The following is a 23,196-nucleotide window of genomic DNA, read 5'->3' on the forward strand; positions in this document are numbered from 1 at the left end:
CGATCACTCCACCGTCACGCTCTTGGCCAGGTTGCGCGGCTTGTCGACGTCGGTGCCGCGGGCGCAGGCGGTGTGATAGGCCAGCAGCTGCAGCGGCACCACGTGCAGGATCGGGCTGAGCGCGCCGTAGTGCTCGGGCATGCGGATCACGTGCACGCCGGCATCGCTCTCGATGCGGGTGTCGGCATCCGCAAACACGTAGAGCTGGCCGCCACGGGCCTTCACTTCCTGGATGTTGCTCTTGAGCTTTTCCAGCAGCGCGTCGTTGGGCGCCACCGTCACCACCGGCATCGCGCTCGTCACCAGCGCCAGCGGTCCGTGCTTGAGCTCGCCGGCCGGGTAGGCCTCGGCGTGGATGTAGCTGATTTCCTTGAGCTTGAGCGCGCCTTCGAGCGCGATCGGGTAGTGCAGGCCGCGGCCCAGGAACAGCGCGTTTTCCTTGCTGGCGAAGTCCTCGGCCCAGGCGATCACCTGCGGCTCGAGCGCCAGCACGGCTTGCAGCGCGACCGGCAGGTGGCGCATGGCCTTCAGATGGTCGGCTTCGGCCTCGGCGGTGAGGTGGCCGCGCACCTTGGCCAGCGCCAGCGTCAGCAGGAACAGGCCGGCGAGCTGGGTCGTGAAGGCCTTGGTCGAGGCCACGCCGATCTCGACGCCCGCGCGCGTGATGTAGGCCAGCTTGCACTCGCGCACCATCGCGCTGGTCGAGACGTTGCAGATCGTCAGCGTGTTGGTCATGCCCAGGCTGCGCGCGTGTTTCAGCGCGGCCAGCGTGTCGGCGGTCTCGCCGCTCTGGCTGATGGTGACGACCAGCGTCTTCGGGTCGGGCACGCTGTCGCGGTAGCGGTATTCGCTCGCCACCTCGACCTGCGCCGGCACCTTGGCGATGCTTTCGAGCCAGTACTTGGCCGTCATGCCGCTGTAGGAGCTGGTGCCGCAGGCCAGGATCAGCACCTTGTCGATCTCGGCGAAGACCTGCGCGGCACCGTCGCCGAACAGCTCGGGCGCGATCGCCTCGACGCCTTCGAGCGTGTCGCCGATGGCGCGCGGCTGCTCGAAGATCTCCTTCTGCATGTAGTGGCGGTACGGGCCCAGCTCGGCCGCGCCGCTGTGCGCGTGCACGGTCTTGACCGGGCGATCGACGCGGGGGCGGGCGCCGCCGTCGGCGCGCGCGGTGATCCAGTACTTGCCCTGCTGCATGTCGACCACGTCACCTTCTTCGAGGTAGACGATCTGGTCGGTGACGCCGGCCAGCGCCATCGCGTCCGACGCCAGGAAGGTCTCGCCCTTGCCCACGCCCAGCACCAGCGGCGAGCCTTCGCGGGCGCCGACCACGCGCTGCGGCTCCTCGCGGCAGAACACCGCGATCGCGTAGGCGCCACGCAGTTGCGGCAGCGCGCGCTGCACGGCGTCGAACAGGTCGCCCTCGTAGAGCGAGTCGACCAGGTGTGCGATGACCTCGGTGTCGGTCTGGCTGGAGAACTCGTAACCGCGGGCCTGGAGTTCGGCGCGCAGCTCGTCGTGGTTCTCGATGATGCCGTTGTGCACCAGCGCGATCCGGCCGGCCTTGGCCGACTTCGCGTCGGCACCGGTGCCGTGGCTGAAGTGCGGGTGGGCGTTGTGCACCGCCGGCGCGCCGTGGGTGGCCCAGCGGGTGTGGGCAATGCCGATCAGGCCTTCGACGCCGTCCTGCAGCACCTGCGCATCGAGCTCGGCCACCCGCGAGGTGCTGCGCGCCCGGCGCAGCTCGCCGCCCTGGTGCACGGCCACGCCGCAGGAGTCATAACCGCGGTATTCGAGCCGCTGCAGACCCTGGATCAGGATCGGGACGATGTTGCGTTGACTGACTGCGCCGACGATGCCACACATGTGAGGGATCCTTTGATGGACGGTGTTCGGATGAGACTGGCCGCGATGGTATCGAGTCGATCGAGCAAAGAATCGTCAAAATTCACGCATCAACGCAACAATTCGTCTCGTCGACAATGGTCGGGAATAATCGAATCACAATCTTGTGAAATTGGATTTTTTATTTCATGACTTCATCCATCCCGCTTGACGAGATCGACCTGCGTCTGCTCGACGAGTTGCAGCGCGATGCCTCGCGCTCGAACCAGGCGCTGGCCGAGGCGGTGCAGGTGTCACCCGCCACCAGCCTGCGCCGGCTGCGTCGCCTCGGCGAGGCCGGCGTGATCGAGCGCACCGTGGCCGTGCTGTCGCCCGAGGCGCTGGGTCACGGCCTGACGGCGATCGTCGAGATCACGCTCGACGTGCAGGCCGCCGAGCGGCTGGCGGCGTTCGAGGCGCGGGTGGTGGCGGATGCGGGCGTGCAGCAGTGTTACCGCACCAGCGGCGGGCCGGACTTCGTGCTGATCGCCCAGGTGGCCGACATGGCGGCCTATCAGGCGCTCGTGCAGCGGCTGTTCAATGCCGACGCCAACGTGCGCAACGTGCGCTGCTTCTTCAGCGTGCAGCGGGCCAAGTGCGGCCTGCAGATCGCGCTGCCGGCCGCCGACGTCACAGCGCCAGCCAGGCCAGCGTGACGCTCGCCAGCAGCGCGGCGCCCACGCCGATCTGCCAGTGGCCGCGGTGGCTGTGCAGCCAGGCCTGCCAGCGCGGTGTCTCGGGCGGGCGGGTGATGCGGCTGCGGTGCTCGGCCAGCCAGCGGTCGTAGACCGCTCGCCGGGCCGGGTCGGACAGCACCCCATAGGCCAGCTCGCGCTGGCGTGCCCGGATCGCCGGCGACTCGGCCAGGCCGGGCTGTGGCCAGGCCATCGCCTTGAGCGTGGCCCGCACCTCGTCCACCTCGGCGCTGAGCGACGGCGGCGGGCGCAGGCGTTGCCAGGCGTCCTCGATCGCGGCGGCGTCGGCGTCCTCGGCCAGACCGAGCCGTGCGTAGTGCGTCGGGGTGAGCAGCTCGACGGAAAACTGCATCACCGGCGCCCGCCGCGCGCGCATCGGCCGGGTCGAGGGCGGGTTGGCGGACAAGGCGAAATCCATGCGCGATCAGGCCGGCTTGGCGGGCTTGTTCTTGCTCGGGCGCACCCAGCCGTCGAGCACCACCTGCTTGCCACGCGCCACGCCGAGCTGGCCGGGCGCCACGTCCTTGGTGATGGTCGAGCCGCCGCCCACCGTGGCACCGGCGCCGATCGTCACCGGCGCCACCAGCACGCAGTTGCTGCCGATGTGCACGTCGGCCTCGATCACGGTGCGGTGCTTGTTGGCGCCGTCGTAGTTGGCGGTGATGCTGCCGGCGCCGTAGTTGACACGTTCACCCACCGTGGCGTCGCCCAGGTAGGCCAGGTGATTGGCCTTGGCGCCGTCGGCCAGCGTGGAGTTCTTGACCTCGACGAAGTTGCCGATGTGGACTGCACGGCCCAGCCTGGCGCCCGGGCGCAGGCGCGCGAACGGGCCGATCAGCGCGCCCTCGCCGACCTCGACGCCGGCGGCTTCGCCGTCGATGTGGGTGAAGGGGTGGATCACCGCGCCGGCGGCGATGCGGGCGTTGCGGATCACGCAGTTGGCGCCGATCTGCACCTCGTCGCCGAGCTCGACCTCGCCCTCGAAGACGCAGTTGACGTCGATCGCGACGTCGCGGCCGCAGCGCAGCACGCCGCGCAGGTCGAAGCGCGCCGGGTCCATCAGGCGCACGCCGGCTTCCATCAGCGATTCGGCCTGCACGCGCTGGAAGCGCCGCTCGAGTTCGGCCAGCTGCAGCGGGCTGTTGACGCCCAGCACCTCGGTCTCGTTGCCCGCCAGCGTGGCGACCACCGGCACGCCGTCGGCCTCGGCCATCGCGACGATGTCGGTCAGGTAGTACTCCTTCTGCGCGTTGTCGTTGCGCAGCGCGGCCAGCCAGCGCTTGAGGTGGCGGGTCGGCACGGCCATCATGCCGGTGTAGCCCTCGGTGATGGCGCGCTGCTCGGGCGTGGCGTCCTTGTGCTCGACGATGGCGAGCACGCGCTCGCGGTCGGCGGCGTCACGCACGATGCGGCCGTAGCCGGTCGGGTCGGCCAGTTCGACGGTCAGCAGTGCCAGCTTCTCGCCCCCGCAGGCGGCGATCAGCGCGCGAGCGGTCTCGGGGCGCACCAGCGGCACGTCGCCGTTGAGGATCAGCGTGGTGCCCTCGTCACCCAATGCGGGCACCGCCTGCTGCACGGCGTGGCCGGTGCCGAGCTGCGGCTCCTGGCGCACGAAGGCCAGCGGCGCGGCCGGCAGCGCGGCGCGCATGGCGGCTTCGACCGACTCGGCGCCGTGGCCGGTGATGGTGATGAGGCGATCCGCCCCCAGCCCGGCGCCCATTTCCAGGACATGCTGCAATAAGGCTCGCCCCGCCAGCGGGTGCAGCACCTTGGGTCGGGCCGATTTCATCCGTGTGCCCTTGCCGGCAGCCATGATCACGACATCAAGCCTCATGCGTCCATCCTTGTTTAGCGAGCGAATTCGCGAATCTCGCATTATCGGGACCGGATCGGCGCCGGCGCCCAAGCGTTCGGCGCGGGTCGTGACGGCCGCCGCACTCCTGCTCGCCACCTTGCTGATCGGCGGCTGCAGCACGCTGCGCTGGGGCTACAGCCAGGGCGACACGCTGGCCTACTGGTGGCTCGATCGACACGCCGGCTTCACCGAGACCCAGGCGCCGCAGGTGCGCGCCGCGCTGGCGCAGTGGTTCGACTGGCACCGCCGCGAGCAGCTGGCCGACGACGTGGCGCTGCTCGAACAGATCGCCCTCGCAGCGCCCGACGACCTGAGCGCCGCCCAGGTCTGCGGCTGGTGGGGCACGCTCGAGAAAAGACGCGCGCGCTACATGGCGATGGCCGTGCCCGCGCTGGCCCGGATCGCGCCGACCTTGTCGGCCGAGCAGTGGCGCAGCGTGCAACAGCGCTTCGACAGGACCAACGCCACCTGGCGCGACGAACAGCTCGGCGCCGACCCGCGCGAGCGCGAGCGCAAGGCCGTCGAACGGGTGGTCGAGCGGGCCGAAAAGCTCTACGGCCGGCTCGACGGCGCGCAGCGCGACTTCGTCACCGAGCGCATGCGCCGCTCGCCGTGGGACGCGCAGCGCTGGCTCGACGAGCGCCAGATCGACCAGCGCGACACGCTGCGAACCTTGAGCGGCATGAGCGCAAACGGCCAGACCGAGGCGCAGCGGCAGGAGATCGTGCACGCCTGGCTCGGCCGCGTCGTGCAGCCGAGCGACGCGGCGGCCGGCCGCTGGCGGGCCAGCCTGCGCGACGACCAGTGCGCGCTCAGCGCCGAGCTGCACAACCGCAGCAGCGCGGCGCAGCGCCGGCAGGCCGTCGAAACCCTGCGCGGCTGGGCGCAGGACCTGCGCAGCTTCCTGCCGCCGGTCAGCGCGAAGCAGGCGGCAAAGGCACCGTGACGCGGCGTTCGCCGGCCGGCAAAGCGGGGAAGCCCGACAACGCGGCGTCGAACAGCGCCTCGCTCAGGTCGTCACCGCCGTAGCGGCTTTCGTGGCGCGCCTGCACCTCGACCAGCACCCGGTGGCTGGCGCGGTCGAGCAGCAGCAGGCCGAGCTCGCGGTAGTCGCGCACCCGGTCGCCGTACCAGCCCGACCCGGTGTGCATGCCCAACCCCATGCTGCTGCGCCCGCCGATCGGGAAACCCAGGCCGATGCCCCAGCCGAACATCGGCGGCGGATCGACCAGCTTGCCCTGGCGGGCACCGAACTGCACCAGCACGTCGGCCTGGGCCGCATCGGCGGCGCGGCTGAAACCGACCCGCTCCAGCGCCGCACCGGCCGCCGCCTCCAGCTGGTCCTGCGCCGCACCGGCCTGCACCTGCGAGGGCAGCCGCTCGAACGCATAACGGCCCGGCGCGCGGCCCGACGGCCAGGCGCCGTAGGTGGTCACGTCGACGCTGACCTGGTCGATCGACGCACAGCCCGCCAGCCACCACAGGGCCGAAGCGGCGGCGGCGGCCTTCAGGAAATGCCGGCGCCGGCTGGGCAGCGGGCGCGAGGGTCGGGGCGATCGGTTCATGGCCACTCCTGTTGACGAGCACCGAGCGGCCGGCGGCCACCCGATTGCGCTCACACCCGGCGGATCAGCGCCACCGGCACGCTCACCTCGTCGCCCGCCGCGTCGGCGCTGCCCGACGGGGCGCACAGCTCGCTGTCGTCCTCGTCGAAGGCGCGGTCGCCGGCCGGATCCGCCACGCCGGTGGGCACGAGGGTCTCGAAGGGGAACAGCGCGCGGTCCATCAGGTGCGAGGGCACCACCTGTGAAAACGCGCGATGCATGTTGTCGATCCGACCGGGAAAACGCTGATCCCAGTCGCGCAGCATGTGCTTGATCTGCACCCGCTGCAGGTTGTCCTGCGTGCCGCACAGCGTGCACGGGATGATCGGGAACGCGCGATGTTCGGCCCAGCGCTCGAGGTCGGTCTCGGCCACGTAGGCGAGCGGGCGGATCACGGTGTGGCGGCCGTCGTCGCTGACCAGCTTGGGCGGCATGCCCTTCAACTTGCTGCCGAAGAACATGTTGAGGAACACCGTGCCGAGGAAGTCGTCGCGGTGATGGCCCAGCGCGATCTTGGTCGCACCCAGCTCGTCGGCCACCCGGTACAGGATGCCGCGGCGCAGACGCGAGCACAGGCTGCACATCGTCTTGCCCTCGGGGATCACGCGCTTGACGATGCTGTAGGTGTCCTGGTTCTCGATGTGGAACTCGACGCCGCGCGCCTTCAGGTAGGCCGGCAGGATGTGCTCCGGGAAACCGGGCTGCTTCTGGTCGAGGTTGACCGCCACGATGCTGAACGTGATCGGCGCGCGCTGCTGCAGGCCCAGCAGGATGTCGAGCATGCCGTAGCTGTCCTTGCCGCCCGACAGGCAGACCATCACGCGGTCGCCCTCCTGGATCATGTTGAAGTCGGTGATCGCCTGGCCGACCTGGCGGTGCAGCCGCTTGCTGAGCTTGTTGAGCTCGAAGGCGGCCTTCTTGTCGGCGGCGCTGGCGGCGGCGGATTCGGCGTCCGCGGCCGGTGCGTTCAGGGTGGCGGTGGGGGTGTTCATGTCGGCGACTTCATGCGAAAGACTTCGACGCCGACGCTGCGGCAGTCGGGATACACATCGGGCTTCTGGGTCGACACCCGCACCGCCCGCACCTTGGGGTGGCCCAGCATGATCTCGGCCACGTCGTCGCAGAGGGTTTCCTGCAGGTGCACGTGGCCCTTCGAGATGCGCTCGGCAATGCTGCGGCGGATGAAATCGTAGTCGACCACTTCGTCGAGTTCGTCCTGCGTCGGCGTGCTCAGCGCCAGCGGCACGTAGATGTCGACGTTGATCAGCACGCGCTGCTCGCCGCGTTTCTCGAAATCGTGCACGCCGATGTTGATCCAGACCTCGTAGTCGAGCAGGAAGAGGCGCCGGCAATCCATCAGCGAGGGGTGGGCGAGTTGGCTGATCATGAAGACACTTTCTGAAGATCTTGAATTCGGGACGGCAATCGCGGCGGCGTTCAGGCCGGCGGCTGCACCAGGTACAGCACGTCGCGCGGCTGGCCGAGCAGGTGCTGGCCGCCGTCGACCAGCAGCGTGCTGCCGGTGATGGCGGGCGACTCGAGCGCGAAACGCACCGCGCGGGCGATGTCCTCGGGCGTCGACGAACGCTGCAGCGGCGTGAGCTTGTGGGCGGCCTCGAACTCGGCCTCGCTCATCGGCCCCGACACCATCGTCACCCCCGGCGACACGCCCACCACCCGCAACCGCGGCGCCAGCGCCAGCGCCAGCATCTGGGTGGCGGCCTGCAGCGCGGCCTTCGACAGCGTGTACGAGAAGTAGTCGGGGTTGAGGTTGACGAGTTTCTGGTCGAGCAGGTTGACGACGCAGCCGCGCCCGTTGCGCTCGCCCAGGTGGGCGTGCAGCGCCTGCGCCAGCAGCACCGGCGCGGCGGTGTTGGCGCGCCAGTGGCGCTCCATCGCGGCGTGGCCGAAGCTGGCGGGCTCGTCGTATTCGAAGGTCGAGGCGTTGTTCACCACCGCATCGAGCCGGCCCAGCCGCGCCACCACCGCCGGCACCAGCGCGCGGCAGGCGGCCTCGTCCGACAGATCGGCCTGGAACAGCGCCACCTCGGCGCCGAGCGCGCGCAGGTCGGCGGCGGTGGCTTCGGCGTCGGCGACCGAACCGCGGTAATGCAGCGCGATGTCGTGGCGGGCGTCGGCCAGTTCGAGCGCGATCGCGCGGCCGAGCCGGCGCGCGCCGCCGGTGACCAGGGTCAGCGGGCGGCGCACGACGGGCCGGTCAGTTGCGGCGGCAGACGGGGAAACAGGCATGGCGCAGGGTGTCGGGCGTCGGACGCAAGGATGGGGGGGCAGCGGCTCGTGCAGCTCGGTGGGGGCTGCGGGGCCGATCGGCCGCCGTTCGTGGCCGGCGCTTCCTACAATCGGCGCGTGAATCGTCCACAGCCTCCAGCCACGACCGACAGTGTAGCCAGCGCCCCCGATGCGCAGGCGCAGTCGGACATCCCCCACCGTTCGCCCCATGAGGCCAGCCCGGACAGCCACGCGCTGCTCGTGCGCATCGCCGCGGCGATCGAGGACGCGGGCGGCTGGATCAGCTTCGAGCGCTACATGGCGCTGGCGCTCTACACGCCCGGGCTCGGTTATTACAGCCGCGGCGACCGCCAGTTCGGCCTGATGCCGGCCAGCGGCAGCGACTTCGTCACCGCACCCGAGCTGTCACCGCTGTTCGGCCGCGCGCTGGCGCGCCAGGTGGCGCAGGCGCTGCAGGCCACCGGCACGCAGGAAGTCTGGGAGTTCGGCGCCGGCTCGGGCGCACTGGCCGCGCAGCTGCTGGGCGAGCTGGGCGATCGCATCACGCGCTACACCATCGTCGACCTGTCGGGCACGCTGCGCGCACGCCAGCGCGAGCGCATCGAGGCGGCCCATCCGGCGCTGGCGCACAAGGTGCGCTGGCTCGCAGAACTGCCCGAGCGCTTCGAGGGCGTGGTGGTGGCCAACGAGCTGCTCGACGCCATGCCGGTCACGCTGCTGCACTGGGACGGCCACCATTGGCACGACCGCGGCGTGGCGCTCGAACCCGGCTCGGCGGCCGCCGGTGCGCCGCGGCTGCGTTTTGCCGATCACCCGACCCATCTGGCGCCGCCGGTCGACCAGCACTGGCCGGTGGGCGCGGTGGTCGAGCTGCCGCGCATCGCGGTGGCCTACATCCTGACGCTGGCCGAGCGGCTGGCGCGCGGCGCGGCGTTCTTCATCGACTACGGTTTTCCCGAGCACGAGTTCTATCACCCGCAACGCAGCGCCGGCACGCTGATGTGCCATCGCGCGCACCGCGCCGACCCCGACCCGCTGTCCGACCCGGGCGACAAGGACATCACCGCGCACGTCGACTTCACCGCCATCGCGGTGGCGGCGCAGGATGCCGGCATGGGCGTGCTGGGCTACACCAGCCAGGCGCGTTTCCTGATGAACTGCGGCCTGATCGGCGACCTCGAACACGCCGACCTGCGCGAGCGGGCGATGGCGCAGAAGCTCATCACCGAACACGAGATGGGCGAGCTGTTCAAGGTGCTGGGCGTGGCCAGTGCCGGCGCCGAGTTCGACGCCATCGGCTTCACGGCCGGCGACCGCAGCCACACGCTCTGAGCGTGCCGGCCCGCCGCGTCGATCCGATCAGTTCCTCGCGAGCCCCACGATGCGCTGGCTGCTGACCCTGGTGTTCGCCTTCATCGTGCTCAACGGCCTGCGCGGCTGGCTGAGCCGGATCGGCCTGGGCCGCGTGCCCGGCGACATCGCCTTCAAGGTGCGCGGGCGCGAGTGGTATTTCCCGTTCGGCTCAACCGTTCTGCTGAGCCTGATCGGCTGGGCGCTGGCACGCTGGATCTGAGGCCACGGCCTCGATGCGGGCCTCGTGCAACGCCCGGCCGAGCGCCGGGCCATTGAGGCCACGCGCGCGCGCCGACGCCATCACCGCAGCGGCGTCGATGCCACGCGCCGCCGCCAGTGCCTGGCGCAGCCGCGGCGCCTGCGGGTAGTGCGCCTGCTCGAAACCGAGCCGGCCACGGGCATCGCACTCGCAGGCCTGCAGCGCCAGTTCGAAACGTTCCGGGCGCCGCCAGGCGTCGCAGCGGTCGAACAGGCGCACCAGCGCGGCGGCGTCGAAGTTGCCGCTGCCGTGCACGTTGCTGTGTTCGCGCGCCACCAGATCGGCCAGTTCGTGACAGGCCGCCGGCACCTTGAGACGCGCAGACATGGGCGCCAGCAGCGCCGCGCTGCGGCCCTCGTGGCCGATGTGGCGCGGCAGGATGTGGGCCGGCGTGGTGCCCTTGCCAAGATCGTGGCCGAGGCAGGCGTAACGCACCGGCAGCGACACGCCCCTCTGCGCGGCGGTGTCGAGCACCATCATCAGGTGCACGCCGGTGTCGACCTCGGGGTGGTAGTCGGCGCGCTGCGGCACGCCGAACAGGCGCTCGACCTCGGGCAGCAGGCGCGCCAACGCGCCGCAGTCGCGCAGCACCTCGAACATGCGCGAGGGCCGTGCCTCCATCAGCCCGCGCGAGAGTTCCTGCCACACGCGCTCGGGCACCAGCGCGTCGACCTCGCCGGCCTCGACCATGCGCCGGCACAGCGCCAGCGTCTCGGGCGCGACGCTGAAATCGCCCAGCCGCGCTGCAAACCGCGCCAGCCGCAGGATGCGCACCGGGTCTTCGGCAAAGGCGGCGCCGACGTGGCGCAGGCACTTGTGTGCCAGGTCGCGCCGGCCGCCCCAGGGGTCGATCAGCGTGCCGGCCTCGTCGAGCGCCATCGCGTTGATGGTCAGGTCGCGTCGCGCCAGGTCGTCGTCGAGCGACACGTCGGCGCCGGTGTGGAAGACGAAGCCGTGATAACCCGGCGCGGTCTTGCGCTCGGTGCGCGCCAGCGCGTATTCCTCGTGCGTGCGCGGGTGCAGGAAGACCGGGAAATCGCGCCCGACCGGCAGATAACCGGCGGCCACCATCTGCTCGGGCGTGGCGCCCACCACCACCCAGTCGCGGTCGCCGACCGGGCGGCCGAGCAGCTGGTCGCGCACCGCGCCACCGACGAGCAGGCATCGCATCTCGAACCTCGTGACGGCTGCTGACGGGGAACGCACGCGCCGGCTCAGCCGCGGCTCGTGCGGTAGGGTTCCTCGAAGTCGAGGAAGTCGTGTTCGGCCAGCGCATCGGCCACCCAGGCCGCCACGCTCGGGCGCTGGTGGATGTGCTCGATGTAGTCGGCCACCGGCGCGGGCACCGGCAGCGCGTAGCTGCGCAGCCGGCTGGCCACCGGCGCGTAATAGGCGTCGGCGATGCCGAAACGCTCGCCGAACAGCCACGGGCCGCCGAAGCGTTCGAGGCAGCCGGTCCACATCGCGACGATGCGCGCCAGGTCGGCCTGCACCGCCGGCTGCTCGGCCAGCACGCGCGCGCCGATCTCGGGCAGCCGTGCCTCGATGTTCATCGGGCAGGCGTTGCGCAGCGCGCCGAAGCCGCTGTGCATCTCGGCGCACAGGCTGCGTGCCAGCGCGCGTCGTGCGGCATCGGCCGGCCAGAGCTGGCGATCCGGGTGGCGCTCGGCCAGCGTCTCGGCGATCGCCAGGGTGTCCCACACCACCTGCGGACCGCTGCTGCCGGCGACGCCGTCATCCACGCCGTCGTCGATCACCAGCGCCGGCACCTTGCCGGTGGGCACCAGCGCGCCCATCGTGCGCTTGAACGTCGAGCCGGGCGTGAAGGCGTCGAAGCGCACCTTCACCTCGGTGAACGGGATGGCCGCGTCGGTCATCAGCACCCAGGGGCGCATCGACCACGACGAGTAGTTCTTGTTGCCGATGTAGAGCTGCAGCATGGTGGGTTCCGTGCGAGGCGCGCAGCCTCAGGTCTGAGCGTCGCCGGACTCGCCGGGGCGCAGTTCGAGCCGCTCGAGCCGGTAGCGCAGCGTGTCGCGCGACACGCCCAGCAGCCGCGCGGCGGCGCTGACGTTCTGCCGGGTGCGCTCGAGCGCACGCAGGATCAGCCGCCGCTCCATGCGCTCGAGGTGCAGGTCGCTGTCGTCGATCGGCAGTTCGCTGCCGTGGCCGACCGGGCCGGTCAGGCGCAGGTGGCGGACGCCGACCTCGCTGCCCTCGACCACCAGCACCGCCTGCTCCATCACGTTGCGCAGCTCGCGCACGTTGCCGGGCCAGCTGTACTGCAGCAGCGCCTGGCGGGCTTCTTCGCCCAGCACCAGGCCGGCCTTGCGGTAACGCTGGCCGTGCAGGTTGAGGTAGTGCTCGGCCAGCATGACGATGTCGTGGCCACGCTCGCGCAGCGGCGGCACCCGGATCTCGACGATGCGCAGCCGGAAGAACAGGTCGGCGCGAAAACGCCCGTCGCGCACCATCTGGTCGAGCGGGCGGTTGGTGGCGCTGATGATGCGGGCGTGCACCTGCTGCTCGCGCAGGCCGCCGAGCCGGCGCATGCGTTTTTCTTCCAGCAGCTTGAGCAGCTTGACCTGCGTGCCGAGCTCGGTCTCGCCGATCTCGTCGAGGAACACCGTGCCGTGTTCGGCGGTCTCGACCAGGCCGGCCTTGCGCTGGCGGGCGTCGGTGAAGGCGCCTTTTTCGTAGCCGAACAGCTCGGCCTCGATCAGCTGCGAGGGCAGGGCGCCGCAGTTGATCTCGACGAACGGCTCGGTGCGGCGCGGCCCGCCGTAGTGCAGCGCGCGCGCCACCAGCTCCTTGCCGGTGCCGGTCTCGCCGACGATCAGCACCGCCGGCGGGTCGCGATCGGCCAGCCGCGACTCCGACTCGAGCAGCGACACCAGCATCTGGCGCAGGTTGCGGATCGGTTCGGAGTCGCCGACGATCTTGTCGAGCCCGCTGTCCTGGGCGTCGCGCTGGGCGTAGTAGTCGACCGTGTTGGCGAGCTTGCCCTGCTCGGTCAGGCGTTCGAGCAGCAGCTTGAGTTCGCCCAGCACCAGCGGCTTGGTCAGGAAATCGGCGGCTCCCGCCTTCATCGCCTCGACCGCCAGCTCGGTGCTGCCGTAGCCGGTGACCATCACCACCTGGGCGTCGGCGTCGATGGCGCGGATGCGCGACAGCGCCTCCAGCCCGGTCATGCCCGGCAGGTTGTGGTCGAGGATGACGATGTCGGGGCGGAACTTCTCGAGCAGGGCCAGGCCTTCTTCGGCCCGGCCCGCCACGCGCACCTCGTCGCCCAGCCGTTCCAGATAGATGGCCAGGTTGCGGGCCAGCGTGGCCTCGTCTTCAATGATCAGGATGGCTCTTGCCATGGCTTCCTCGATAGGCGACAGCAGCGGTCCCGGACGTGCTGAGTCATGCTGGCGTGCGGGCCAGCGGCAGTTGCAGGATCACCGAGGTGCCTTGACCTGGTGCGCTCTTGATCTCGACGGCACCCCCCAGGCGGTCGAGCACCCGCTTGACCAGCGCCAGGCCCATGCCCAGCCCGCGGGGCTTGGTGGTGTAGAACGGTCGGAACACGTTGGCCAGGTGTTCGGCGGGGATGCCGTCGCCGTGGTCGTGAACCTCGACGCGCACCGAGTCCTGGTCGGCCTGCGCCTTGACGGTGACGGTGGCCTGCGGGCCGGAGGCCTCGAGCGCGTTCGACAGCAGCGAGTTGAGCACCTGCTGCAGCAGCACCGGGTCGCCGCGCACCGCCGGCAGCGGGCCGGCCCAGTCGAGCACGAGGTGCTTGTTCTGGCTGTCGAAGGCCGGGCGGAACTGTTCGGCGGTGGCGCGCAGCACGTGGTCGAGCTCGGTGTCGCCGAGCACCTCGACGGCGTCGCGGCTGTAGGTGAGCAGGGTGCGCACCAGCCGCTCGATGCGGTCGACGTGCAGGATGGTCTCGTTGGCCATCTCGGGCGACATGTCGCCGATCTCGCGCTGCAGTTCGGCGGTCGAGCGGATCGACGCCAGCGGGTTGCGGATGCTGTGAGCGGTGGCCGCGGCGATCTCGCCCACCAGCGCCAGGGCGTCGGCCTCGACCAGCCGGCGGCGCTGCTCGTGCATCAGGCGGCTGGCCTTGCGCACCAGTCCGAGGGTCGACAGATACAGCACCGCGCCGCCCAGCAGCGAACACACCCACACCAGCAGCGTGCCCTGGCGCAGGGTGTCGTTGAGCGTGCGCGGCACCCGGTACAGCTCGACCACGCCGATCAGGGTGCGGTTGGTGCCGGCGGAGCTGTAGACCGGCAGGTAGTTCTCGACGAAGCTCGCGCGCCGCGTGCCCAGCGCCACGTGTTCGCCCTTGGCCACGGCGGTGTGGTCCTCGACCTCGCCGCGCTCCCACACCAGCGTGCCCTTGAGGGCCGCCTCGAGCTCGTCGTTGCGGCCGAAGTAGCGACCGATCAGCGCCGCGTTGCTCGACCACAGCACGCGCCTGTCGAGGCTGTAGACATTGGCGCGCAGCACGTCGGGCAGCGCCGCGACGTGGGTGAAGAACTCGGCGAAGTCGGCCTCGCGCACCGTTTCGCCGCCGATCAGGAAGCCCTTGCTGACGTTCTGGGTGTCGACGATGTTCTGCACGAAATCGCGGCTCAGGCTGGCGTCGTGATCGAGCAGCCGGGTTTCGAGGAACCGCGCCAGCACCAGCGCCATCGTGATGCTGACCACCCCGACCGCCAGCAGACTCACGAGCGAGAACCAGCGAACCAGCGGAAAACCACCGCTCGCATCGCCGCGCATGAGTTTGAGCCAACGCATCTTCGGGTTCTCCTGTTGTCGATCAAGGCGGCGCGGGCGTTCCCGTGCAGGCCGGATTGTGCGCCGCCGCAAGCCGCCCCTCGACCCGGCGCAGGCCGCGACAGGTCGAGGCCGCGTGATGCATCAACGACCTGCCAGCATCCGCAGCTGATTGGTGCGCTGGCCGCCGCCGCCGAGCCAGGGCCCCATCACGTCGGCCAGCGAGGCCGCGCGGATGCCGAGTTCGGCCAGGCCCGGCAGGCGGCCGCCGGCGACATTGGGTACCCGCATCGACGCCAGGTTGTCGCCCGACATCAGCGGCTCGCCCGGCAGCAACCCCAGCGCGGCGGCCTGCAGGCGGCCGGCCCATTCCGGCAGCGGCAGCACCGGGCGCGGGTGGCCGCTCCAGCGCCCGGCCAGCTGCACCAGTTCGCGCAGCGTCAGCACCTGCGGGCCGGCACATTCGAAGGTCCGGCCGATGTGGCGCGGGTCGGTCAGGCAGGCCACGATCGCATGCGCCACGTCGTCGACCCAGACCGGCTGGAAACGTGCCGCGGCGCCGGCCAGCGGCATCACCGGCGCGAGCGCCTGCAGGGCTGCGAACAGGTTGATGAAGCGGTCCTCGGCGCCGAAGATCACGCTCGGGCGCAGCAGCGTCAGCGCCAGGCCGGGCGCGGCGCGCAGCACCTGCTCGCCCTGCGTCTTGCTGCGCAGGTAGAGCGAGGGCGCGGGCGGCGCGTCGGCAGCATCGTCCACCCCCAGCGCGCTGACATGCACCAGCCGCGTCACGCCGGCGGCCGCACAGGCGCCGGCGATGCGCTGCGGCAGCGTCACGTGCACCTGCTCGAAGCGTCGCGCGTCGCCATGCAGCACCGCCACCAGGTTGACCACCGCATCGCAGCCGGCCATCAGCGCGAGCAGCTGGGCCGGGTCGTGCACGTCGGCCTCGACCAGCTCGACCGTCGGCAGCATCGCGAGCGCCTTGGCGCGTGCCGGCCGGCGGCTCGGAATGCGCAAGCCGGCACCGGTGCCGCCGTGGGCGGCGACCCAGGCCGCCGCGAATGCCCGGCCGACAAAACCGGTGCCACCCAGAACCAAGACCTTGTTCATCATCCCTCCAACCGAAACTGCCGCAAGCCGTACCGTGCCGATCCGGCGCTGCGCCAGCGACACGGTCAGGGCAGGTCCCTGTTCTCGGTGAGCGCCGTCTCGGCCCGCGGTGTCACCGGCGGCCCCAGGCGCTGCTTGAGGTTGACCACCGACTGGCCGCCCAGCAGCGCGGCATAGTAGCTCGCGTTCGACAGCACCTTCTTGACGTAGTCGCGCGTCTCGTTGAACGGGATGCTCTCGGCCCAGGCGGCCACTTCGATCGGCGGGCCTTCGCGCCAGCGCCGCGAGCGGCTCGGGCCGGCGTTGTAGGCCGCGGTGGCCAGCGCCTGCGAGCCCTCGAAGTCGTCGAGCACCAGCTTCAGGTAGCCGGCGCCCAGGCGCAGGTTGAGGTTGCGGTCGGTGATCCTGTCGGCGGTGTAGGGCACGCCGAGCTTGCGGGCGGTCCAGCGCGCGGTGCCGGGCATCAGCTGCATCAGGCCGGCCGCACCGGCGCTCGAGCGCACGTCGGTGATGAAGCGCGACTCCTGGCGGATCAGGCCGTAGATGTAGGCCGCATCGAGCCCGACCTCCTGCGCCGCGGCGACCACCTCGGCGCGGAACGGGGTCGGGAAGCGCTGCGCCATGTCGACCTCGGTGCGGGTGCGTTCGCTGGTGTGGATGCAGCGATCCCAGATCTCGCGTTCGCAGGCGCGCTGGGCGGCGGCCAGCAGGGCGCGGTCGTTCATGCCGATCACGCTGAAGTTCCATTCGCGCACGCCCTCGCTGCGCAGGCCCAGCCCGATCAGCATCAGCGCCCGGTTCAGCCCGGGGTTCTGCTCGGCGGCGCGCCGCTCGTCGGCACCGAGCGCGGCCGGTCGCGGCGGCAGGCTCTGGGTGCGGCCGAGGGCATCGGCGGCGAGCTTGCCGTAGAAGTTGTAGCCGCCGGCAATGCGTTCGAACAGCACCGCGGCGCCGGTGCGGCGGGCATCCCCGTCGGTGCCGGCGGCGGCGGTGGCCATCAGGGCGCGCCCCTTCCAGTAGACCCAGGTCGGGTCGGCCTGCGCCGGTGCGGTCATCGCGTTGATCGCCGACAGCACCCGTTCCCAGCGTTGCGCATCGGTGGCACGCAGGGCGGCGCGGGCGCGCCAGGCCAGCGTGTCGTCGCTCCAGTCGACGTCGCGCGCCTGCGGCACGGTCAGCGCGCGCTGGAACCAGCCGTCGGCCTCGGGCAGGCGTTTCCAGGCGGCCTGCTTGGCGATCGCGGCCCAGGTCCAGGCGGCGGCATCGGGCGCGAGCTGCGCCTGCCAGCGGTCCTCGAGCAGGGTGGCGGCGGTCTGCGGATCGCTGGTGGCCAGCCGCACCAGCGCCAGCACCACCATCTCGGCGCCCTGGCGGTGGCCGGCATCGGCGTGCTTGTTGAAGTAGCGCAGCGGCTGGTCCCACAGCTCGGTCAGCGGCTTGTCGGCCAGGGTCTCGCTGATCAGCGCCAGCGCCTCGCGGGCCAGCTTGGGCCGGCCGGCCTCGGCGCTGATGCGCGCCTTCAGCCAGACGTCGGCGCTGCTCAGGCGGCGGGCCTCGAACAGCGTGCCGGCCATCAGCGCGCATCCGGCCGCCGGCTCGCGCTGGCCGAGCCAGCTGCTGCGCGCGCTGGCGCGCACGTCGTCACCGGCCTGGTGGCGCAGCAGCATCGCGTAGCAGTTGACCTGCCGGTCGTCGGCCATGCGAAAACGCGGCAGCTCGGCACCGAAGCGCGCCCAGTCGCGCCGGATGCCCAGCTCGAGCAGCCAGTCGTTGCGCAGCCGGTCCTCGACATAGGTGCCGGGCCAGCGGGCGTAGAAGGCCTCCAGATCGTCCTGGCCGACCTCGCCCAGGCGCAGGCCGATCTCCCAGTAGTCGGCCCACATCGCCAGCGGGTGGCGTGCCGCCACCAGCGCGTCGCGGGCACTGGCCAGGCGGGCACGGTCGCGGCTGCGCAGGGCCTCGCGGGCGTCGAGCAGGCGCTGGTCGATCGGCCGGATGGCGAGCGCAGCCGCACCCGTCGGCGCGATCGGTTCGGCGACCAGCGCAGGCGCGGCGGTGTCCACGGCCTGGGGCGACTGCGCCGCGCAGGGTGACAGCAGCGCGCAGCTGCCGAGAAACAGGGAAACCAGGTACTTCATCTTGGGGGCTCGCGGCGAACAGGCGCTCGCTCGGGTGACGGCACGCCGATGGTGCCTGATTCGCTTTGCATCTGGATCAACGCTGGATTGCCGCCGCCGGTGCACACCCCGTTCACGGGGCGTGCTCGCCCAAGGCCTGCCGCACCGGCGCGGCCTGCTCGGCGACCCAGTCGCGCAGCTGCTGCACCTCGGGCCGCTGCACGGCGCCGCTGGCGAGGATCAGCCAGTAGCCGTAGGGCACGGCGTCACGGCCGGCGGGGCCGAACGGTTCGACCAGCTCGCCGCGCGCCAGCATGTCGGCCACCAGCGGCAGGCGCGCCAGCACCACGCCCTGGCTGGCCTGCGCGGCCTGCACGCGCTGGTGGTCGTAATTGAGATGCACCCAGCTGCGCGGCTGCAGGGCCTGCAGGCCGCGCGCGGCGAGCCAGTGTTCCCAGGATCGATACGGACTGCTGCCCAGGTAAAGCCCCTCCACCTCCAGCAGCGTGTGGCCCGCCAGGTCGACCGGTTGATCGAGTGCGGCGATCTCGCCGCGCCGGGCGCGCTCCAGATACCAGGGGCTGACGACCGGCGCCAGCACCTCGCCGAACAGCAGCAAGGCGCCGGGCGGCGCGTCGTCGGGGTGGCAATAGCGCAGCGCCATGTCGATGTCCGGGTCGTCCATGTCGTGCAGCGTGTCGTGCGCGGCGATGCGGATGTCGAGCGCCGGATGGCGGCGCTGGAAGGCCTCCAGCCGCGGGATCAGCCACAGCGTGGCGAACGACGCGAAGGTGGTGATCGCCACCCGCGGCCGCGCGCCGGCGCTGCGGATCTGGCGCACCGCGCCGTCGAGCCGTTCAAGCAGAGGTTGCACCGCGCGCTGCAGCGTCAGACCGGCGGCGGTGAGCGTGACTTGACGGGTGTCGCGCTGGAAGACCACGGCGCCGAGTTCCTCCTCCAGGCCCTTGATCTGCCGGCTGATGGCCGACTGGGTGAGAAACAGCTCCTCGCCGGCGAGCCGGAAACTCAGCCGCCGCGCCACCGCCTCGAACGCGCGCAGCGACTGCAGCGACAGCGGCCGGTTTCGCGTGCTCATGAGCGGCACGCATCAATCGACGGGTTCGATCTCATTGGACGCACGGCTCCTTCTCGCAGACGATTCACGCATCGAATTGTGAACCGGAGAGCCCCATGTCGATCGAGCTGTGGATGAGGAAAACGCATGAATCAGGCGACTTCTCGAAGGCCGCCGGCGGGTCGGTGTCGGCGCTGCAGACGCACCAGTGGCGGGTCGCCCGCGCCGGCGTGCTGCAGGTGCAGGACGGCCCGCTCTGGCTGACCCGCGACGGCGACCCCGACGACCACGTGCTGCAGCCCGGCGATCACCTGCACCTGCGGGCCGGCGAGCGCGTGACCGTCGGCGCCTGGCGGCCGGCGCAGGCGACGGCCTGGCAGTGGCGACCCGACCCGGTCGAATCGGTCGGTCAGCGCTTCGGGCGGGCGCTGGTCTTCCTGGCGGCCGGCGCGCTCGACCGGCTGGCGCGCGGCCTCGAAGGCTGGGCCGCCCTGGCCCGCACGGCCGCCGCCAGCGCCAGTCGCGCCCACGGCTGCATCAGCGCGGGCGACTCCATGGCGTCGTCGGGCGCGCTGAAGTAGCTCATCACGGCGCGTTCGCCGCCGGCGCGCTGGTAGGCGAAGGGCTCGCAGCCGGCCGACTCGAAGACGGCCCGGCTCTGCGCATCGACCTTCAGGTAGAGCCGGCCGTCGGCGATCAGCGCGATGAACAGGTCGTCGACATAGAAACCCTGGCCGCCGAACATGCGCCGCGACCGGGCCCGGCCGAGCGGCGCCAGCAGCTCCAGCACGTGGTTGACGAGTTCTTCGGCCATGCGCAAGTCTAGGCCGGCGGCGGGTGCGGGGAATCACGGTCGTCGCGATTTGCCCGGGGCCGGCGCCACCCGCACAATCGGCGCCATCCTGATCTCGCGCCGCACGCCGGCCCACGCGCATGCCCTCCTTCAAGCTGCCCGAACCGCCCCGAGACAAGGCCACGCTGCGCAAGCAGCTGCAGGCCGAACGCATGGGCATGAGTGATCGCCACCAGCGCTCGGTGCACCTGCAGGAGGTGCTGCAGGTCTGGCTGCTGTCGCGCCGCGAGAAGACCATCGGCGCGTTCTGGTCGATCAAGGGCGAGTTCGATGCCCTGCCCGCGCTCTACCGCTGGAGCGAATCCGACCCCGCGCGCCGCATCGGTCTGCCGGTGATCGACAAGAAGACCAAGCAGCTGCGCTTTCACGTCTGGTACCCGGGCTGCCCGATGGAGGAGGACGCCTTCGGCATCCTCAAGCCCAAGGACACCGAGGAGTTCCACCCCGAGCTGCTGCTGGTGCCGTGCGTGGGCTTCGGCCCCAAGGGCATCCGGCTCGGTTACGGCGGCGGCTTCTACGACCGCACGCTGGCGCAGCTCAAGCCGATGCCCTACACCGCGGGCGTGGGCTACTCGCACGGCTACATCCCGTGGCTGGAGGCCGAGTCGCACGACGTCCCGCTCGACGCCATGCTGACCGAGGACGGCGCGGTCTGGGATCGCGACGCCTGAATGAATGCAGCCGCGGGGGTTGCCCGCGGCTGATGTCTCCTGCGCTGTCACGCCCGGGTCGCGGGCGTGCAGACACCCTCAGGTCAGAACTTGTAGCCCAAGCCGATACCGATCAGCGTCGGATCGACCTTGAGCGTGCCCAGATTGGTCGCGCCGAGGCTCAGGTCGGTGCGGATCTGCACCTTCTTGACGTCGAGGTTGAGCGACCACTGCTTGTCGATCGCGTAGTCGACGCCTGCCTGGAAGGCCAGGCCGAAGCTGTTCTTCTCGACCGACAGCGCGCCGTTGAGCAGGTTCACGCTGGAGAAGCGCGTGTAGTTCACGCCGGCGCCCACGTAGGGCTTGATCGCGCCCAGGCCGGTGACGTGGTACTGCGCGGTCAGCGTCGGCGGCAGGTGCTTGAGGGTGCCGATGAAGCCGCCGTGGGCGGTCGAGCTGACGTCCTGCTTCTGCGGGTAGGTCAGGATCAGTTCGGCGGCGAAGTTCGGCGTCACGTAGTAGGTGAAGTCGACTTCCGGCAGCCACTTGCTGTTGATCGACACGTCGGTGATGGCGACGGTGTCCTTGTTGGCTGCGTCGAGGTAGACGGCGCGCGCACGCACCACGATGTCACCGGCCGACTGGGCCATGGCGACGGGAGCGAGGGCGGCGACGGCGAGAGCGATGCAGAGCTTTTTCATCAGAGGGACTCCTTGGATGGAAGGGCGGCCCGAGTGCGAATCTCGGATCCAGGCCTTCATTGAGCCCTCGCTCGGGGTTCGACCCCTTGTGTCTGCGCAACAGCTGGCCCGGATGGCCTTGCGCCTTGTCGCGGTTTGACGTGCATCAGCAGTCGGCTGCGGGAAATGACGCCTTGCAGCAACGCTTTCCCGGCCGATCTGTTGCGCGGGCGCTGACCCGGCCCGCTGCACCGGGCCGGATCCCGGGGTTCAGAGCCCCAGTCGCTCGCAGATCTGCAACACCGCCGCACTGCTGTTCATCGTGTAGAAGTGCAAGGCCGGCACGCCGCCGGCACGCAGGCGCTCGCACAGGTCGGTGACCACGTCGAGGCCGAAGGCCTTGATGCTGGCGCTGTCGTCGCCGTAGCTCTGCAGCCGCAGGCGGATCCAGCGCGGGATCTCGGCGCCGCTGCCGTCGGCGAAGCGGATGATCCCGCTCGAATTGGTGATCGGCATGATGCCGGGCACCACCGGGATGCGCGCGCCCAGCGCCTGGGCGTCGTCGACGAAGCGCCAGTAGGCGTCGGCGTTGAAGAAGAACTGCGTGATGGCCGAGTCGGCCCCCGCCTGCACCTTGGCCGCGTAGGCCTGCAGGTCGGCCTGCGGGCTGCGCGCCTGCGGGTGCATCTCGGGGTAGGCGGCCACCTCGATGTGGAAGTGGTCGCCGGTCTCGGCGCGGATGAAGGCCACCAGGTCGCTGGCGTAGCGGAACTCGCCGAACGCGCCGTAGCCGCTCGGCAGGTCGCCACGCAGCGCGACGATGCGGCGCATGCCCATCGCCTTGAACTGCGCCAGCCGCTCGCGCACCGACTCGCGCGTGGCGCCGATGCAGGTGAAGTGCGAGGCGCCCTGCCAGCCCTCGTCGAGGATGGCCTGCACGGTGGCCAGCGTGCCGTCCTGCGTGCTGCCGCCGGCGCCATAGGTCACCGAGCAGAACTGCGGCTGCAGCGCATACAGCGCCTGGCGCGCGGCCGCCAGCTTGGTCACGCCCTCGGGCGTCTTGGGCGGGAAGAACTCGAGGCTCAGCGGCAGGGAAGGGGTCGTGGTCATGACGGAATCGCTTTGGACGGGCGCAGCCGCGAGGCTCAGGCCGCAGGGGTCGCAGGCTCGGGGTGGCGCACCCAGATGAAGAATTCGGTGTTGCCGTTGCCGCCCTCGATCGGGCTCTGGAAGTAGGCGTGCACCTTCATCGGCCAGTCGCGGCAGCACTGGCGCACGCGGGTCTCGACGTCCTGGAAATACGCCTTGTTGCGCACGATGCCGCCCTTGCCGATCTGCGCGGGCTGCAGCTCGAACTGCGGCTTGACCAGCGCCAGCAGGTCGCCACCGGGCGCGAGGTAGCTGAACAGCGTCGGCAGCACGTGCGTCAGCGAGATGAACGAGACGTCGGCGGTGATGAAGCCGAAGCTGGCTTCGGGCCACTCGGCGGCGAACGCGCTGCCGGCCACGTCGCGGGCGTTGATGCCCTCGTAGCAGACCACCCGCTCGTCGCCGCGCAGCTTGGCGGCGAGCTGGTCGCGGCCGACGTCGAGGCCGACCACCTTGACGGCGCCCTTGTCGAGCAGCAGGTCGGTGAAGCCGCCGGTGCTCTGGCCGACATCGAGGCAGGTGCGCCCGCGCACGTCGAAACCGCACTTGGCGATCGCGCCTTCGAGCTTGAGCCCGCCGCGCGAGACGAAGCGCAGCTCGGAGGCGTCGGTGATCTCGACCTGCGCCTCGTCGGGCACGTCTTCGCCGGCCTTGCTCGGCACCGTCCAGCCCTTGGGGCCGAGCCAGCGCACCGCCTTGCGTTCGATCAACCGCTGGGCGGCGGAGCGCGTGGGGGCGAGGCCCTTGTGAAGAATCAACTGGTCGATGCGCATGGCGGGTAGGGAATCAGGGCGCCGCACGACGGCGGCTTCGAGCGGGATCAAGTCGATGCGGGCCGTGGCCGGGTCGACTTGATCCCCCTCGGGAGGGGGCGGACGCCGCGCTGCGG

23 protein-coding genes and 1 pseudogene are annotated in these 23,196 nt (G+C 70.9%); 6 read left to right on the plus strand and 18 right to left on the minus strand.

The annotated features are described in order from the left end of the window. Positions 1-3: 3 nt before the first annotated feature. On the minus strand, positions 4-1,866 hold the full coding sequence (gene glmS / locus LCHO_RS00480; RefSeq protein WP_012345132.1) for a glutamine--fructose-6-phosphate transaminase (isomerizing): 1,863 nt from the start codon (positions 1,864-1,866) through the stop codon (positions 4-6). A 167-nt stretch (positions 1,867-2,033) separates the two neighbouring features. Between glmS and LCHO_RS00485 the strand changes: the two genes are divergently transcribed. After that, on the plus strand, positions 2,034-2,540 hold the full coding sequence (locus tag LCHO_RS00485; RefSeq protein WP_012345133.1) for an Lrp/AsnC family transcriptional regulator: 507 nt from the start codon (positions 2,034-2,036) through the stop codon (positions 2,538-2,540). Here LCHO_RS00485 and LCHO_RS00490 read toward each other — a convergent pair. Both LCHO_RS00490 and glmU read right to left on the minus strand, forming a co-directional pair. Next, positions 2,515-2,985 (minus strand): hypothetical protein, encoded by a 471-nt coding sequence (locus LCHO_RS00490; protein WP_190274829.1) that lies wholly within the window; start codon positions 2,983-2,985, stop codon positions 2,515-2,517. The genes LCHO_RS00485 and LCHO_RS00490 overlap by 26 nt on opposite strands. Before the next feature lie 18 nt (positions 2,986-3,003). Continuing rightward, positions 3,004-4,413: a bifunctional UDP-N-acetylglucosamine diphosphorylase/glucosamine-1-phosphate N-acetyltransferase GlmU gene (gene glmU / locus LCHO_RS00495; protein WP_012345135.1), complete on the minus strand. Its 1,410-nt coding sequence runs from the start codon at positions 4,411-4,413 to the stop codon at positions 3,004-3,006. Between the two features lie 88 nt (positions 4,414-4,501). Between glmU and LCHO_RS00500 the strand changes: the two genes are divergently transcribed. After that, entirely contained in the window at positions 4,502-5,380 is an 879-nt protein-coding gene (locus tag LCHO_RS00500; protein ID WP_012345136.1) for a hypothetical protein, read from the plus strand. On the opposite strand, the gene LCHO_RS00505 is transcribed toward LCHO_RS00500, so the two are convergent. From LCHO_RS00505 to LCHO_RS00520, 4 genes are read right to left on the minus strand one after another with little or no spacing between them, the layout of a single operon-like run. Beyond that, positions 5,349-5,999, minus strand: a complete 651-nt coding sequence (locus tag LCHO_RS00505) for a DUF4136 domain-containing protein (RefSeq protein WP_012345137.1) — start codon at positions 5,997-5,999, stop codon at positions 5,349-5,351. The two genes, LCHO_RS00500 and LCHO_RS00505, sit on opposite strands and share 32 nt — an antisense overlap. A 50-nt stretch (positions 6,000-6,049) precedes the next feature. Further along, positions 6,050-7,030: a tRNA 2-thiocytidine(32) synthetase TtcA gene (gene ttcA, locus LCHO_RS00510; RefSeq protein WP_012345138.1), complete on the minus strand. Its 981-nt coding sequence runs from the start codon at positions 7,028-7,030 to the stop codon at positions 6,050-6,052. After that, the gene (locus LCHO_RS00515; protein ID WP_012345139.1) at positions 7,027-7,425 is read right to left on the minus strand and encodes a dihydroneopterin aldolase; all 399 of its coding nucleotides are present in this window, start codon (positions 7,423-7,425) and stop codon (positions 7,027-7,029) included. Before LCHO_RS00515 ends, ttcA begins: the two co-directional genes overlap by 4 nt. A gap of 50 nt (positions 7,426-7,475) precedes the next feature. After that, a complete protein-coding gene (locus LCHO_RS00520) occupies positions 7,476-8,288 on the minus strand; it encodes an SDR family oxidoreductase (RefSeq protein ID WP_012345140.1) in 813 nt (270 codons plus the stop codon). Between the two features lie 117 nt (positions 8,289-8,405). On the opposite strand from LCHO_RS00520, the gene LCHO_RS00525 reads away from it, so the two are divergent. Next, positions 8,406-9,620, plus strand: a complete 1,215-nt coding sequence (locus LCHO_RS00525) for a class I SAM-dependent methyltransferase (RefSeq protein WP_012345141.1) — start codon at positions 8,406-8,408, stop codon at positions 9,618-9,620. Between the two features lie 49 nt (positions 9,621-9,669). Further along, a complete protein-coding gene (locus LCHO_RS00530; protein ID WP_012345142.1) occupies positions 9,670-9,861 on the plus strand; it encodes a DUF2905 domain-containing protein in 192 nt (63 codons plus the stop codon). Here the strand turns inward: LCHO_RS00530 and LCHO_RS00535 are convergent. From LCHO_RS00535 to LCHO_RS00565, 7 genes are all read right to left on the minus strand, one after another. Further along, positions 9,811-11,070 carry a multifunctional CCA addition/repair protein gene (locus LCHO_RS00535; RefSeq protein ID WP_012345143.1) on the minus strand — a complete coding sequence of 420 codons (1,260 nt, stop codon included), beginning with the start codon at positions 11,068-11,070 and terminating at the stop codon, positions 9,811-9,813. The genes LCHO_RS00530 and LCHO_RS00535 overlap by 51 nt on opposite strands. A 44-nt stretch (positions 11,071-11,114) precedes the next feature. Continuing rightward, positions 11,115-11,840 carry a glutathione S-transferase family protein gene (locus LCHO_RS00540; protein WP_012345144.1) on the minus strand — a complete coding sequence of 242 codons (726 nt, stop codon included), beginning with the start codon at positions 11,838-11,840 and terminating at the stop codon, positions 11,115-11,117. 27 nt (positions 11,841-11,867) lie between these two features. Further along, positions 11,868-13,265 (minus strand): sigma-54-dependent transcriptional regulator, encoded by a 1,398-nt coding sequence (locus tag LCHO_RS00545; protein ID WP_012345145.1) that lies wholly within the window; start codon positions 13,263-13,265, stop codon positions 11,868-11,870. 43 nt (positions 13,266-13,308) lie between these two features. Beyond that, positions 13,309-14,694, minus strand: a complete 1,386-nt coding sequence (locus LCHO_RS00550) for a sensor histidine kinase (protein ID WP_012345146.1) — start codon at positions 14,692-14,694, stop codon at positions 13,309-13,311. 123 nt (positions 14,695-14,817) lie between these two features. After that, a complete protein-coding gene (locus LCHO_RS00555; protein WP_012345147.1) occupies positions 14,818-15,783 on the minus strand; it encodes a complex I NDUFA9 subunit family protein in 966 nt (321 codons plus the stop codon). A gap of 65 nt (positions 15,784-15,848) precedes the next feature. Then, positions 15,849-17,921: a lytic transglycosylase domain-containing protein gene (locus tag LCHO_RS00560; RefSeq protein WP_012345148.1), complete on the minus strand. Its 2,073-nt coding sequence runs from the start codon at positions 17,919-17,921 to the stop codon at positions 15,849-15,851. A 112-nt stretch (positions 17,922-18,033) separates the two neighbouring features. Beyond that, positions 18,034-18,996, minus strand: coding sequence for a LysR substrate-binding domain-containing protein (locus tag LCHO_RS00565; protein WP_012345149.1), 963 nt, complete (start codon positions 18,994-18,996; stop codon positions 18,034-18,036). Positions 18,997-19,109: 113 nt separating this feature from the next. Here LCHO_RS00565 and LCHO_RS23815 point away from each other — a divergent pair. Next, a pseudogene (locus LCHO_RS23815) lies at positions 19,110-19,319 on the plus strand (DUF2917 domain-containing protein); the annotation flags it as partial. Positions 19,320-19,384: 65 nt separating this feature from the next. Here LCHO_RS23815 and LCHO_RS22505 read toward each other — a convergent pair. Next, positions 19,385-19,789 carry a TfoX/Sxy family protein gene (locus LCHO_RS22505; RefSeq protein WP_012345151.1) on the minus strand — a complete coding sequence of 135 codons (405 nt, stop codon included), beginning with the start codon at positions 19,787-19,789 and terminating at the stop codon, positions 19,385-19,387. 119 nt (positions 19,790-19,908) lie between these two features. On the opposite strand from LCHO_RS22505, the gene LCHO_RS00575 reads away from it, so the two are divergent. Further along, complete coding sequence (locus LCHO_RS00575) at positions 19,909-20,499, plus strand: 5-formyltetrahydrofolate cyclo-ligase (RefSeq protein WP_012345152.1); 591 nt, start codon at positions 19,909-19,911, stop codon at positions 20,497-20,499. Positions 20,500-20,582: 83 nt separating this feature from the next. On the opposite strand, the gene LCHO_RS00580 is transcribed toward LCHO_RS00575, so the two are convergent. The 3 genes from LCHO_RS00580 to LCHO_RS00590 form a co-directional block, all read right to left on the minus strand. Then, a complete protein-coding gene (locus LCHO_RS00580) occupies positions 20,583-21,179 on the minus strand; it encodes an OmpW/AlkL family protein (RefSeq protein WP_012345153.1) in 597 nt (198 codons plus the stop codon). Between the two features lie 249 nt (positions 21,180-21,428). Then, positions 21,429-22,268 (minus strand): methylenetetrahydrofolate reductase [NAD(P)H], encoded by an 840-nt coding sequence (gene metF, locus LCHO_RS00585; RefSeq protein ID WP_012345154.1) that lies wholly within the window; start codon positions 22,266-22,268, stop codon positions 21,429-21,431. A 35-nt stretch (positions 22,269-22,303) separates the two neighbouring features. Beyond that, on the minus strand, positions 22,304-23,080 hold the full coding sequence (locus tag LCHO_RS00590) for a TlyA family RNA methyltransferase (protein WP_043703672.1): 777 nt from the start codon (positions 23,078-23,080) through the stop codon (positions 22,304-22,306). Positions 23,081-23,196: the final 116 nt, after the last annotated feature.

This window comes from Leptothrix cholodnii SP-6 (assembly GCF_000019785.1).
Taxonomy (GTDB): Bacteria; Pseudomonadota; Gammaproteobacteria; order Burkholderiales; family Burkholderiaceae_C; genus Sphaerotilus; species Sphaerotilus cholodnii.